Source organism: Micromonospora sp. SH-82 (assembly GCF_051132485.1).
Classification (GTDB): domain Bacteria; phylum Actinomycetota; class Actinomycetes; order Mycobacteriales; family Micromonosporaceae; genus Micromonospora.
Genome location: NZ_CP148049.1, coordinates 2,986,912 through 3,000,302, shown reverse-complemented (window position 1 = coordinate 3,000,302; position 13,391 = coordinate 2,986,912). Strand labels below are relative to the sequence as shown.

Here is a 13,391-nt window from a genome sequence, read left to right as displayed (position 1 = left end):
GACCAGACGTCCCACCAGCCCCAGACCCTACCGTCAGTGATGAATGCCCGCTCACGACGGTGAGGGGGTCAGCTCTCCGAGAGGGTCGTCGGTCAGGGTCGGGAACGGGTCCTCACCGGTCAGTGAGGGGTCGGTGCTCGGCAGCGGGCGGGTCCGGTCGTCGTCGATGGCGTTACGCACCTTCAACGTCACCGAGGCCCCGGAGCACTCGGCCGGCGGCTCCTCACCGGGCTCCGGGACGGGCACGATCGCCGGTTCACCGTCCACCGGCGGCGGCACACAGGTCGGGACGCGTACCCACAGGTCGAGGGTGAGTTCGTCGCGCCGCCAGCACGTGTACGTCCCCGTCTCCTGCTGGTCCGGGCAGCGGTCCACCTCCCACCGACGCCACCCGTCGCGGAGCAGGGCCTGCTCGTAGACCTGGGCGGTCTCCTCCGGTGGACGCTCGGAGTCGGCGGTGCGTTCCCGCAGTCGGCAGTCGAGCAGGCACCAGCGGCTCCCGCTGACGTCGTCGACGGTCTGCGTCGCCGCCCACCCGGGCACGTCGAGCGCGTCGAGGGTCCCGAAGACCGGGTCGTCGGTGAGCGCCCGCGCGCCGAAGTACGCCGGCAACGCCCCGAGCATGACCACGATCACCGAGGTCAGGACGGCCAACCGCAGCCGCCGCCGACCCGGCGAACGCCGTCGGGGTTCGGTGCGCTCGTCGGCGTCGTCGGGATCGGCCCCGCTCCCCTCGGGGTCGCCCCGGTGGACGGGATCTCCGGACGGTCCGTCGCCCGAGGGCAGGTCGCCCGGCCCGGTGTCGCGGTCGGGACCGGGGCGGGGGTCCGGACGGGTCGGCCCGGCGTCGGGACCACCCGGTCGAGGTACTGCCGGTCCGGGGATCGCCACGGCAGCGGCGGCCCGGGCCGTACCCGTCGCCGGACGCGGCGGCGGACCATCCGGACGGCCGGACTTCGGCGCGGGTCCGGCCTCGGGCCGCCCCGGGTCCCGGGGCGGCGGCGGGGTGGCTCGGCCCTGCGGGTCGACGGGGCGCACCGACGCCGCCGCCCGGGCAGCCGACGGTGGCGGCACGGCCGCCGCCGCAGCGATCGGACGGTCCCCCTCCGGGTGACCGGGCCGGCGTGGCGGCGGACCGGCATCCGACTGGTCGCGGCCGTGGTGCTCCGGCTCGCCCGGCGGGCGTCCCGGTCGCCGGTTGCCCGTACCCCCGTCGCCGGGGGTGGGCGGCCCCTCCGGGGCGGGCGCACGGCCCGCCTGCGGGCCACCGGGCGGGCTCGGGGTGGCGACACCGGTCGGGGTCGGTCCGGACCCGCGCCCGGCGTCGGGCGTGGGCACCACCGGCTGCTCCCCGGTGGGAGGACGCATCGGTGGACGCGCCCCGTCCGGCCGACGGGCCGACGGACGGCCCTCGGTCGACGGCGGCATCGTCGGATGACCACCACTGGGCGACCGCAACGACGACTGGCCACCCGTCGGCGGCGACACCGTGGGGTGACCACCACTGGGCGACCCCAGCGACGGGTATCCACCGCTGGGCCCGGTGCCGGGGGCGGCGGGTGGTGCGGCACGCCCCGAGGTGGGACGGTGCACCGGACGCCCGTCCGGGTTCGGGTCGACGCCCGGTCGAGCCGGTCCCGCCGCCCGGTCCGTCCCGCCCGGCCAGGGCCGCTGCGCACCCGGTCGGGCCCGACCGGGGTCCGACGTCGGGGCGGAGTGGGAACCCGTGGACTCCTCCCCCGCCGGGCGCAGCGAGGGGACCCGGTCCGGCGGGTACTCGCCGGATGCGGCGCCCCGGTGTCCCGTACCGGAGTCCTCGTCGGTTTCGGGGGCGCGGCGACGGCCGCCGCCGCGACGTGGCGGCACACCGGGTGCAGCGGCACCGGTCTGCGCAGGGTCCGCCGATCCGCCGGTGGGCCTCCGGTCGGGAAGCGGACCGGAGTCGTCGACGTCCGGCGTCGGTCCGGGACCACCGGCGCTCGCCCGGCTTGCCGAGGTCGTCCCCGGCGACGGCACCTGCGGCGCGTTGCCCGAGGGCGGGACCTGGGGTGCGTGACCCGGAGGCGGGACCTCCGGCGCGTTGCCCGAGAGCGGCACCTCGGGGGCGTTCCCCGAACGCGGCACCGGCGGGCCGTCGGCCGGGCGCGGCACGTCCGGGACGGCACCCAGGCGCGGTGCCTCGGCCGGATCGCCGGTACGCGGCGCAGGGGAACCGTCAGCCGGGCGCGGCACACCCGGCGTCGAGCGCGGCGTCTCGGGCCGACTGCCGGTACGCGGCGGGCCATCGGCCGGATACGACTGCGGCGGCGGATCGCCAGGCCGGACCGGGGTCGACACGTGACCCGGGGCAGGTGACGGCGAGGCCGTGGTGGCGGCCTCCGCACCGGGGGCCTCCGGCTCCGCCGGCTCGGCGGCCCGGCGGCGGCCGACCGGTCGACGTGCCGGCGGCTCCTCCGCACCGGGCTGGGGTCGCTCGGCGGGCTCTCCCGCCGAGGGGACCGGTCGGGCCGCAGGCGGCCGAGGCGGTGCCGGCGGCGTCACCCCGTTCCGGGCGCGCCCCGCCGGGCGCCGGCCCCGGTTCCGGGTTTCGGGCGGCCGGGTCCGGCCCGCCAGCGGGATGCGAGCCGGCCGCTGGATGCGGGCCGGCGGCGTGCGGCCCAGCGGCGTGCGGCCCGGCAGAGGGGTGCGGGCCGGCGGCGGAGTGCGGCTCCCGAGGGGGCACCGGCGCGCCGGGCCACGGGCCGTCCGGTCGACGCCGGGGGCCACCTGCATCGGACCGGCCCGGTTCCGGCCCACCCCGGCGGGGCGGCGGCCCGGGAGGCGGTCCCGACGGCCGTCCCGATCCGGCCTGGTACGGCCCAGACTGGTGCGGCCCGGACTGGTCCTGTGGGGGCTCCGGACGGGGGGCGGGAGGCACTGCGGCTCGCGCCGCCGGGGGCCCGCCGACCGGCCCGTCACCGGGCGACGAGGCGCCCCGGCCGAGGGACGGGCCCGACGCCTGTTCCGGCCTCGGGCGCGGACCGGACATCGATTCCGGGTGCCGCCCGGACGGGTCCGGGCGTCCCGGACGGCCCGGCTGACCCGGCTGGTTCGGACGGCCCGGCTGATCCGGGCGGCCCGGCTGGTTCGGGTGACCCGGCTGGTGGCGGGCTCCGGGAGGGACCGGAGCCGACTGGACCGTCGGCGGCGGGACCCTCGGCGGCACCTGGCCGGGGTGGTCGGCAGGGCCGTCGTGCGGCGGCCCACCCTGCGGATACGGCGGGCGGCCCGGCACCGGTTCCGGACGTACTCCGTCGTGGGGAGCCGGGGCGACGGGCGGACCCGCCGGGCGAGTGCCCGCGACCGGCACCACCCCGGGGCGTGGCCCGGGCGGGACGGGGGGGCCACCGGGGGCCGCAGCCGGGCCCGGACGCGACACCGGCGGTACGCCCCCGCGACGCGGAGGACCCGACGGTCCGACACCCGGACGACGAGCCGACGGATCGCCCCCCGGGTGGCCGTCCGGCCCCGGTGCACCGGGCGGCGGCTGGGGAGCCCCGGCACCGGGACCGGGACCGGGACCGGCCATGGGAGGCGGACCCGGCGGACCGGCAGGTGGCGGGACAGCCGGTGGGGGTGGGCCGAAGTTGCGCTCACCACCCGGTCCGAGATCACCGCCCTCCTGCTTCGCCGTCCGCAGGTCGTCGATCCAGCCGAACTCCTCGCCCGACTCCGGCTCCGGCTCGGCCTCCGCCCTGCCTCGGCCCCAACGACGCCCCTTGGCGCGCGGATCACGCCGCTCCTCCGGGCCGTCCTCCGGTCGCTCGGAACCCCGCGATCTCACTGCTGACCCTCCCCGACGGCGTCGCCGCCCTCCTGAGCCGTGTCGGGGACCGCTGTCCCCGACCGGCTGTCGTTCTGCTCGGCGGCGCTGCCGGCCCGCTCCGTCCCGGCACCGCCGTCCGGTCGGGAGACCGAACCGGGCAGCCCTCGGACGATGCGCCGCAGCAACGGCAACCGGGTGCCGACGGAACGTTCGGCGCCGTGTCCGCTCGGACGGTAGTAGTCGGTACCGACAAGATCGTCAGGTACGTACTGCTGGGTGACGACGCCCCGGTGGTCGTCGTGTGGGTACCGGTAGCCGGTGCCGTGGCCCAACCCTCGGGCCCCGGAGTAGTGGGCGTCGCGCAGACCGCGCGGCACCGAACCGCCCCGACCGGCCCGTACGTCGGCGATCGCGGCCCCGATGGCGGTGGTGGCCGAGTTCGACTTCGGTGCGGTGGCCAGGTGGATCACCGCCTGGGCGAGGTTCAGCTGAGCCTCCGGCAGGCCGACGTACTCCACTGCGTGCGCGGCGGCGGTGGCCACCCCCAGCGCACCCGGGTCGGCCATCCCGACGTCCTCGCTGGCGAAGATGACGAGTCGGCGGGCGATGAACCGGGCGTCCTCCCCGGCCACCAGCATCCGGGCCAGCCAGTGCAGTGCCGCGTCCACGTCCGAGCCCCGCATGCTCTTGATGAAGGCGCTGGTCACGTCGTAGTGGGCGTCACCGTCGCGGTCGTAGCGGACCGCCGCCACGTCGACTGCCTGCTCGGCGGTGGTCAGGTCGATGACGTCGGCACCGAGCGCGGTGGCGGAGGCGGCAGCCGCCTCGAGGGCGGTCAACGCCTTGCGGACGTCGCCTGCGGCGAGGCGTACCAGGTGTTCCTCGGCCTCGGTCTGCAGGGTCAGCGCGCCGGCCAGGCCACGGTCGTCGGTGACCGCCCGACGCAGCAGGCCGCGTACGGCCGCGTCGTCGAGCGGTTGGAGGGTCAGCAGGACGCACCGCGACAGCAATGGCGAGATGACCGAGAAGTACGGGTTCTCGGTGGTCGCCGCGAGCAGGGTGACGGTCCGGTCCTCGACGGCGGCGAGCAGGGAGTCCTGTTGGGTCTTGCTGAACCGGTGCACCTCGTCGATGAAGAGCACAGTCGGCGGGCCGCCGCTGCGGCGCTGCCGTCGCGCGGTGTCGATCACCGCCCGGACGTCCTTCACCCCGGCCGAGAGGGCGGACATCGCGACGAAACGCCGGTCGGTCGCCCGCGCCACCAGGTGGGCGATGGTGGTCTTCCCGCTGCCCGGCGGTCCCCAGAGGATCACCGACATCGGCGTGACACCCCCGACCAGTTGCCGCAACGGCGCGCCGGGGGCGAGCAGGTGGTCCTGACCGACCAGTTCGTCGATCCCGGTCGGGCGCATCCGTACCGGCAACGGAGCGTCGGCGGTCACCGCGGTGAAGCCGTCGACACCGGTCGCCGACGCACCGGAGGTCCCGCCGGGCGCTCCTGGCGCTCCGGTGGGCTCACCGAGGGTGAAGAGGGCGTCGGACTCCATCGGATGAACAGTACCGGGCCGGGTCCGTACGCTCGGAAGCGCGGCGCGGACCCGACCCGGTGTTGATCACTGTCGGTCAGCCGCGGCCCCGGCCGCGTCCCCGGGACCAGCCACCGACCCGGCTGCCGACGCCGGCCAGGTGCAGTGCGAGCAGGAGCAGTCCGATCAGCACCAGGGTGTTCCAGTCGAACAGGTCCGGGGCGCCGAGCGTGGTGCCGGTCAGGTCGAGCAGGAGCGCGAAGCCGAACACGACGGCCGCGATGATGGCGAGCATGAGGTCCTCCGGTGGGGGTTACCAGTAGGTCGCACTCGATGTACCCGAACGGTCCGCGCGTCAATCTCCATCCTGGACCCGGTCGTCGCCCCCGACGGGGTTCCGGTCGCCCGCCGTGCGCCCCGGGGGGACCTTCTAGGCTGGCGGTCGTGCTCACCACCGACCAGGTTCTCACCGGCCGGGCCGCTCTCCTGGAGGCCACCGGTCACCATCCGTACGCCCGACACGGGTTGCGGCGGGGCAGCGAGGTACGCGGATACCGGCGCGGCGGGGCGGTGGCCTGGCTGCCCGGTCCCGGGCCGGGACCGACGGGCAACGCCGTCGGCTCGCCGGACGCGGCAGTGACGATCTTCGCCGACCTGGTCGCCGCCGGTGTGGTGCACCCCGGACAGTGGCTGCACCTGCCCGGTCTCGACCCCGGGTCCCTGGCCGGTCGGCTCGCCGCGGCCCGGGTCGACCAGTGGGAGTTCCGGTGGGCCGACGCGCCCCCACCCGACCAGACGGAGCAGGACCGGGTGGTTCGGCTCGACGAAACCGACCGTCCTTCCCTGACGGAGCTGATCGACGTCGCCTTCCCCACCACCACCTCCCGGCCGGGTGACCCCCGGATCGTCGACTGGTACGGCATCCGCGACGGCGACCGGCTCGTCGCCGCCGGGGCGGACCGGAGCCAGGGTGACATCGGATTCGTCGCCGGGTTGGTCGTCGCCCCTGGCCACCGGGGACGGGGCCTGGGGGCGGCGCTGACGGCGGGGATGGCCCGGCGGCTGTTCGACCGGTACGACCAGGTCGCCCTCGGCGTGTACACGGACAACGTCGGTGCGATCCGGCTGTACGAGCGGCTGGGTTTCCGGCACGTCGTGGCCCGCAGCTCGGTCCGGCTCGTCGAAGACTGAACGCGCCCCCGGCGAGGCCGGAACCCGCCCGGCGACGACGGAGCGCGGCCTGGCTGAGCGCGGCCCAGCTGAGCGCGGCCCGGCGACGACAGAGCGCGGCCTGGCGGGGCGCGGCCCGGCGAGGGCGGAGCGCGGCCCGCTCCGGCGGCGGTCACCGGCCCGCTTCCCTGCAGGGGGTCAGCCGCCCAGCACCTCGCCGGCCCCGCGCAGCCGGGTCCGCAGCTCGGTGACCGCGCGGGAGACGTCCAGCCGCACCTCGACCGGCCGTGGCGGGCCGGACCCGGCGCTGGTGGTGGTCGCCAACCCGGCCGGGTCGAGGCCGAACCGACCGGCCACCAGGCGGCCCAGGTCGGCCCGACTGACGGGTTGCGGGCCGGCCACGTTCAACGGTCCGGCGTGATCGGTGCCGACCAGTTCCAGGACGGCGTCGGCGAGGTCACCCACGTCGACCGGGCAGCGGATCTCGTCGGTGTAGAGGGCGGCCCGACCGGCCAGGGCGTCGAGGCAGAGACGGATCTGCGGGCTGTCGGCGTCGCCGAGGATCAACGAGGTACGCACCAGCACCGCCCCCGGGTCCACCGCACTGACCGCCGTCTCGGCCGCCGCCTTGGCAGCGCCGTACGGGAAGATCGGGGTGGGTGGCTCGTGGTCGGCGTACGGCTCGGGACGCCCGGCGTGCAGCGCGTCACTGGACAGGTGCACCAGCCGGGCACCGACCTCGGCGCAGGCGAGCGCCACGTGCGCCGCCCCGTCGGCGGTGACGGTCCAGTCCCCGTACCGGTAGGGGGTGCTCACCACGGCGTCCGGGCGCACCTGCGTGACCAGTCGGCGGACGGCCTCGCGGTCGGTGACGTCCAGCCGGTGGCTCGGCACCCCGGGCGGCGGACCACCCCGGTGGTACGTCCCCACCACCTGCACCCCGGCGTCCCGTCCCCGCCGACACACCTGCCCTCCAAGGTGCCCACTGGCACCCACGACGAGCAGTCGCATCCACACCACCGTCACCTTCCAGGTGACCAAGGGGTTTGCGTCGCGTCGGCGGGCGACCGGTGACGCAAACCCCTTGATCACCGCGATCTGAGGGGCGGGTGGGTCAGGTCGGGTCGGCGACCGGGGCGGCCGGGCCGGCGGTGCCGGTGTGGGCGGCGGCCGGCGGCTTGGGCTTGGCGTCGATCCCGGCCTCCAGCCGCTGCTGGGCGGTGACCGGGGTCGGCGCGCCGGTCAGCGGGTCGAAGCCACCCCGGGTCTTGGGGAACGCGATCACCTCACGGATCGAGTCCGCCCCGGCCAGGAGCATGCAGACCCGGTCCCAGCCGAAGGCGATCCCGCCGTGCGGCGGCGGGCCGTACTTGAACGCCTCCAGCAGGAACCCGAACTTGTCCTGCGCCTCCTCGGGAGTGATCCCGAGGACGTCGAAGACGCGACGCTGCACGTCACCCCGGTGGATACGGATCGAGCCGCCGCCGATCTCGTTGCCGTTGCAGACGATGTCGTACGCGTACGCCAGGGCCTGGTCCGGGGCCTGCTCGAAGCGGTCGACCCACTCGGCGTTCGGCGAGGTGAACGGGTGGTGCACCGCCGTCCACCCCGTCTCCCGGCCCTTGTCGTCGAAGGTCCGCTCGAACATCGGGGCGTCGACCACCCAGCAGAACGCCCAGGCGCTCTCGTCGACCAGGTCGGCCCGCTTGGCGATCTCGATCCGGGCCGCGCCGAGCAGCTCCTGCGCCTCCCGGGTGTTCCCGTTGGCGGCGAAGAAGATCGCGTCGCCCGGCTTGGCGCCGACAGCGTCGGCCAGTCCGGCCAGGTGCGCCTCGGAGAGGTTCTTCGCCACCGGGCCGCGCGGCGCGCCGGTCTGGGCGTCGAGCACCACGTACGCCAGCCCCTTCGCCCCGCGCGCCTTGGCCCAGTCCTGCCAGCCGTCGAGTTCCTTGCGGGTCTGGGCGGCGCCGCCGGGCATGACCACCGCGCCGACGTACCCACCGGCGGCGATCGCGGCGGCGAAGACCCGGAACTCGGTGCCGCGCAGGTACTCGGTCAGCTCGGTCAGCTCCACGCCGTAGCGCAGGTCCGGCTTGTCCGACCCGTACCGGGCCATCGCGTCGTGCCAGGTGAGCCGGGGGATCGGGCGGGGGATCTCGAAGTCGGCCAGCTCCTTCCACAGGGTCGACACGATCGCCTCACCGAGGTCGATGACGTCGTCCTCGGTGACGAAGGACATCTCGACGTCGAGCTGGGTGAACTCCGGCTGCCGGTCGGCGCGGAAGTCCTCGTCCCGGTAACAGCGGGCGATCTGGTAGTACCGCTCCATCCCGCCGACCATCAGGAGCTGCTTGAACAGCTGCGGGGACTGGGGCAGGGCGTACCAGCTGCCGGGCTGGAGCCGGACCGGCACCAGGAAGTCGCGGGCGCCCTCCGGGGTGGACCGGGTCAGCGTCGGGGTCTCGATCTCCAGGAAATCCCGCTCGTGCAGGACCGTCCGGGCGAGCTGGTTGGCCCGGGACCGCAGTCGCATCGCCCGGGCCGGGCCGCTGCGGCGCAGGTCCAGGTAGCGGTAGCGCAGGCGGATGTCGTCACCGGCCTCGACCTGGTCGTCCACCGGCAGCGGCAGCGGAGCCGCCTCGGAGAGCACCTCCAGTCCGGCGGCGGTCACCTCGATCCGGCCCGTCGGCAGCTCGGGGTTCTCGTTGCCCTCCGGGCGGACGGTGACCTCGCCGGTCACCCGTACGCAGAACTCGTTGCGCAGCGTGTGCGCGTCCTCCTCCCGGAGCACCACCTGGACCACGCCGGTGGCGTCGCGCAGATCGACGAAGACGACACCGCCGTGGTCGCGCCGGCGGGCCACCCACCCGGCGAGGGTCACCGTCGTGCCGGCGTCGCTCGCGCGCAGGCTGCCGGCGTCATGGGTACGGATCACTGGCTTGTGTCTCCTCACGTGTAACGGCTGCCCCCGCATTCTGTCAGGACACCCTTTTTCTCACCTCAGCCGGGCACATCCGCACGGGACTCGGCGGGCACCAGTCAAACCCTTCACCCGACTCGGGACATCCCATTTCCGTCTCCGGCCACCCGCCCCGAACCGTGTCCCGCCCCGGGTATGCCGGGCGCGGGGCCAAACCGGGCGCAGGTCCCGAGCCGGGCGCGGATGCCGAGCCGGACACAGGACGCGAGCCGGGCGCAGGTCCCGAGCCGGGCACGCCGGGCGCGCACGAAGGCGGGCCGCCGGGGGTGTCCCGGCGGCCCGCCCTGGTTCGTGTGGTGCCCTCGACCAGAGGATCGATCAGAAGATGCTGACCCCGTAGGCGCTCAGCGCCTCGCCGACCGGCTGGAAGAAGGTGGTGCCGCCGATGCTGCAGTTGCCGCTGCCGCCCGAGGTCAGGCCCAGCGCGACGCTGCCGCTGAACAGCGATCCGCCGCTGTCACCCGGCTGGGCGCAGACGTTGGTACGGATCATGCCCGTGACCCGGCCCTCGGCGTAGTTGACGGTGGCGTTGAGGGCGGTCACCGAGCCGCTGCGCAGCCCGGTGGTGCTGCCGGAGCGCTGCACCGACTGTCCGACGAAGGCGTTACCCGCGCTGGTGATGTCCCGGACCGAGCCGTTGTAGAGGGAGACGTCCCCGGCGGCGTTGGCGGCGTTGCTGTGCCGGACGATGCCGTAGTCGTTGCCCGGGAAGCTGCTGCCGGTACGGGTGCCGAGGGTCGCGGTCTGCCCGGAGTTGGAGAACCAGCTCGCGGAGATGTTCGTGCAGTGTCCGGCGGTCAGGAAGTAGTAGGTGCTGCCGCTGCGGACGTTGAAGCCCAGCGAGCACCGGCCCCCGCCGCCGGCGTAGATGGCCTGGCCACCGGAGATCTTGGTGCTCAGCACCCCGGCCTCGGCCTCGATCCGTACCGCGCCGTTGCTCTTGGCGGCGGCGGCCCGGACCCGCTCCAGCTTCGCCCCGGTCACGGTGCTGTCGACGGAGACGACGACCTGGTTGGTGGTCGGGTCGGTCCACCAGGCGGTCCCGGGGATGTGGATGGAGCGGTCCAGCTCGCCGGCGGCCCGGGCCAGCTCGGCGGCACCGCGCTCGACCAGCTTCGGGATCGCGCCGTTGGCGGCGACCTGACGGGCGGCGGCGGCGTCGGTCACCGGGACGACCATCTTGCCGGTGGCGTCGGCGTAGGTTCCGGCGGCCCGGTCGCCCAGGCGCTCGGCGAGGCCGGCGGCGGCGTCGGGGGAGGCGATCGTCGCGGCCTGGGCGGGTGCGCCGGCCAGCACGCCGGCGACCAGGGTGCCGGCAGCGACGACGGTGGCGGCACGGCGGAACGTAGACCTCGTGGGTCGCATCTGTGTACCTCCGGAGGGAGAGTCGGGCACACCGGGGAGGACATGCCCAAAGGGGGGTGAACGCGGCGGGTCTGGGGAAACCGGCCGCTTCTCGGTGAAGTATTCACATACTTAAGATCGTTAACAAGCCCCTTGATCCATACCATTCCCTACCTCCCCCGCATGGAGTGATCTAACAGAAACATTGTGGACACAGACAGTTATCAATACCATCTGGTCACCGTGTTCCGTCCCGGCACCCGCGAACCGGAGGCCACCATGCCCCTGTCCCGCCGCGCCCTGGCGTTCGTCACCGCCTGCGCAGCCCTGCTCCCCCTCACCCTCGCCGACCCCGCCGCCGCCGCCCCCCCGACCACCCAGGCGGCCCCCACCTCCATGGCCAGCCTCGGAGACTCGATCACCCGGGGATTCAACGCCTGCGGGTGGTACGTCGACTGCACCGCCCGATCCTTCTCCACCGGCGACAACTCCGCCGTCAACAGCCACTACCTACGCATCCGCGCCCTGGAGCCGGCCATCTCCGGGCGCAACCACAACGCCGCCCGCACCGGGGCGAAGTCCGCGGACATGGCCGGTCAGGCGGGTACGGCGGTCAGCCAGGGAGCCGGGTACGTCACCCTGCTGATCGGGGCCAACGACGCCTGCACCGGTTCGGAGTCGGCGATGACCTCGACGGCCACCTTCCGGGCCAACATCGACGCGGCCCTCAACCGCCTTCGCAGCGGCCTACCCCAGGCCCGGGTGCTGGTGATCAGCATCCCGGACGTGCACCGCCTCTGGTCGGTGGGCAAGGACAGCAGCGGCGCCCGCAGCGCCTGGTCCCTCTTCGGAATCTGCCAGTCGCTCCTGGCCAACCCGACCTCCACCAGCCAGGCCGACACCGACCGGCGCAACCGGGTACGACAGCGGGTCGTCGACTACAACACCCAGCTCGCCCAGGCCTGCACGGCGTACGGGTCGAACTGCCGCTTCGACGGCAACGCGGTCTTCCGCTACCCCTTCACCCTCAACCAGCTCTCCACCTGGGACTACTTCCACCCCAACAGCGCCGGCCAGCAGGCCCTGGCCTCGGTCTCCTACGCAGCCGGCTTCACCTGGTGACCCCCACCCCACCCCGCTGAACCCCCACCCCCACCCCACCTCCCCCGGACCCACCCTGTTGACCAAGGGGTTTGCGTCACCCAGGGCGCGATCCCTGACGCAAACCCCTTGGTCAACGCCGTCGGGGGCGGGGCGCAGGGCTAAGGCGGGGTGGTCAGGTGGGTGGGCGGTGGGCTCCCGGGCCGGGGCGGAGCGCCATCTCGCGGGGGGAGGTGATCGGGTGGCCCCGCTCGCAGTGGAGTTCGACGTGGACGTCGGCCCCGCACTCCCGGTGCTCGACCCGGAGCGGGGAGCCCTCCGGGTCGGCGAGGTGCCGGTCCCCCCAGTCCAACACGGCGATCAGGACCGGACCCAGACCCAGACCCATCTCGGTGAGCCGGTACTCGTGCCGCGCCCGGCTGCCCGGCTCCCGGTACGGCTCGCGGCGCAGCACCCCCTGCTCGACCAGCATCGCCAGCCGGTTGGTCAGCACCTGCCGGGGCATGCCGGTGCGGGCCCGGACGTCCTCGAAGCGGCGGACCCCGCTGAACACCTCCCGGAGGATCACCAGGGTCCACCTCTCGCCGAGGATCTCCATCGCCCGCGCGATGGTGCAGTTCTCCATCGACCAGTCCAGCGACTCGGGCTCCATGACCACCAAGGCTAGATCTGATTGACAGACTCAGCAACGTCCTGGCAGGCTGCGTCCATGACACAGACTCAGGACGTGGCGCGCAGCCGTACCTTCTCCTGGTCCGACCCGACCGCCCACGCCCACCACCTGGGCCGACGCAGCGGCCTGGAGACCCTCCAGGCGATGATCGACGGGGAGATCGCCGCGCCCCCGGTCATCCACCTGATCGGGATGAGCCGGATGGAGGCCCGGCAGGGGTGGGTGGCGGTGGAGCTGGTGCCCCAGGAGTTCCACTACAACCCCCTGGGCACCGTGCACGGCGGTGTCGTCTCCACCCTGCTGGACACGGCGGCGGCCTGCGCGGTGCACACCACCCTGCCGGCCGGGGTCGGCTACACCTCCGTGGACCTGAACGTGAAGTTCCTCCGGCCGGTCACCATCGCCTCGGGGCTGCTGCGCTGCGAGGCGACGATCCTGCAGCAGGGGCGGCGCACCGCTCTCGCCGAGGCCCGGCTCACCGACTCCCGGTCCCGGCTGGTCGCCCACGCCACCTCGACCTGCCTGACCTTCCCCCTGTCGGAACTCCCGACCCGACCTGACCCGACCTGACCGACCCGACCTGACCCGACCGGGCCGGGCTGGGCTGGGCTGACCCGACCGGTCCGGGCCGCCGCACCACCGGAAGCCGGAAGCCCGACCGCACCGGGGAGCCCGGCCGACCCGGGTTACCCCCGGCGCCTCGGCAGGACCCCGGCGGCTTGGCACGACCCCGGAGACCCGGCAGGACCCCGGCGGCGTGGCACGACCCCGGAGAAGCCGACGGCCCCGCCG

10 protein-coding genes are annotated in these 13,391 nt (G+C 74.7%); 3 read left to right on the top strand and 7 right to left on the bottom strand.

What is annotated here, in order from left to right:
- Positions 1-51 precede the first annotated feature (51 nt).
- From WHN02_RS13790 to WHN02_RS13780, 3 genes are all read right to left on the bottom strand, one after another.
- The gene (locus WHN02_RS13790) at positions 52-660 is read right to left on the bottom strand and encodes a hypothetical protein (protein WP_434743955.1); all 609 of its coding nucleotides are present in this window, start codon (positions 658-660) and stop codon (positions 52-54) included.
- 3,159 nt (positions 661-3,819) lie between these two features.
- The gene (locus WHN02_RS13785; RefSeq protein WP_434743682.1) at positions 3,820-5,352 is read right to left on the bottom strand and encodes a replication-associated recombination protein A; all 1,533 of its coding nucleotides are present in this window, start codon (positions 5,350-5,352) and stop codon (positions 3,820-3,822) included.
- A 76-nt stretch (positions 5,353-5,428) separates the two neighbouring features.
- On the bottom strand, positions 5,429-5,626 hold the full coding sequence (locus tag WHN02_RS13780) for a hypothetical protein (RefSeq protein WP_434743681.1): 198 nt from the start codon (positions 5,624-5,626) through the stop codon (positions 5,429-5,431).
- Between the two features lie 149 nt (positions 5,627-5,775).
- On the opposite strand from WHN02_RS13780, the gene WHN02_RS13775 reads away from it, so the two are divergent.
- Entirely contained in the window at positions 5,776-6,522 is a 747-nt protein-coding gene (locus tag WHN02_RS13775) for a GNAT family N-acetyltransferase (RefSeq protein ID WP_434743680.1), read from the top strand.
- Positions 6,523-6,699: 177 nt separating this feature from the next.
- Here the strand turns inward: WHN02_RS13775 and WHN02_RS13770 are convergent, their stop codons facing one another.
- The 3 genes from WHN02_RS13770 to WHN02_RS13760 form a co-directional block, all read right to left on the bottom strand.
- The gene (locus WHN02_RS13770; protein WP_434743679.1) at positions 6,700-7,512 is read right to left on the bottom strand and encodes an SDR family oxidoreductase; all 813 of its coding nucleotides are present in this window, start codon (positions 7,510-7,512) and stop codon (positions 6,700-6,702) included.
- A gap of 103 nt (positions 7,513-7,615) precedes the next feature.
- A complete protein-coding gene (gene aspS / locus WHN02_RS13765; RefSeq protein ID WP_434743678.1) occupies positions 7,616-9,436 on the bottom strand; it encodes an aspartate--tRNA ligase in 1,821 nt (606 codons plus the stop codon).
- A gap of 363 nt (positions 9,437-9,799) precedes the next feature.
- Positions 9,800-10,846 carry a S1 family peptidase gene (locus WHN02_RS13760; protein ID WP_434743677.1) on the bottom strand — a complete coding sequence of 349 codons (1,047 nt, stop codon included), beginning with the start codon at positions 10,844-10,846 and terminating at the stop codon, positions 9,800-9,802.
- Positions 10,847-11,068: 222 nt separating this feature from the next.
- On the opposite strand from WHN02_RS13760, the gene WHN02_RS13755 reads away from it, so the two are divergent.
- Positions 11,069-11,947 carry a GDSL-type esterase/lipase family protein gene (locus WHN02_RS13755; RefSeq protein ID WP_434743676.1) on the top strand — a complete coding sequence of 293 codons (879 nt, stop codon included), beginning with the start codon at positions 11,069-11,071 and terminating at the stop codon, positions 11,945-11,947.
- 154 nt (positions 11,948-12,101) lie between these two features.
- Here the strand turns inward: WHN02_RS13755 and WHN02_RS13750 are convergent, their stop codons facing one another.
- Positions 12,102-12,578, bottom strand: coding sequence for a winged helix-turn-helix transcriptional regulator (locus WHN02_RS13750; protein WP_434743675.1), 477 nt, complete (start codon positions 12,576-12,578; stop codon positions 12,102-12,104).
- Positions 12,579-12,635: 57 nt separating this feature from the next.
- Between WHN02_RS13750 and WHN02_RS13745 the strand changes: the two genes are divergently transcribed.
- On the top strand, positions 12,636-13,169 hold the full coding sequence (locus tag WHN02_RS13745; protein WP_434743674.1) for a PaaI family thioesterase: 534 nt from the start codon (positions 12,636-12,638) through the stop codon (positions 13,167-13,169).
- Positions 13,170-13,391: the final 222 nt, after the last annotated feature.

Coding starts and splice junctions, on each gene's coding strand:
- WHN02_RS13785 (WP_434743682.1), bottom strand. CDS start 5,352: ATGGAGTCCGACGCCCTCTTCACCCTCGGTGAGCCCACCGGAGCGCCA.
- WHN02_RS13780 (WP_434743681.1), bottom strand. CDS start 5,626: ATGCTCGCCATCATCGCGGCCGTCGTGTTCGGCTTCGCGCTCCTGCTC.
- WHN02_RS13770 (WP_434743679.1), bottom strand. CDS start 7,512: ATGCGACTGCTCGTCGTGGGTGCCAGTGGGCACCTTGGAGGGCAGGTG.
- WHN02_RS13760 (WP_434743677.1), bottom strand. CDS start 10,846: ATGCGACCCACGAGGTCTACGTTCCGCCGTGCCGCCACCGTCGTCGCT.
- WHN02_RS13750 (WP_434743675.1), bottom strand. CDS start 12,578: ATGGAGCCCGAGTCGCTGGACTGGTCGATGGAGAACTGCACCATCGCG.
- WHN02_RS13745 (WP_434743674.1), top strand. CDS start 12,636: ATGACACAGACTCAGGACGTGGCGCGCAGCCGTACCTTCTCCTGGTCC.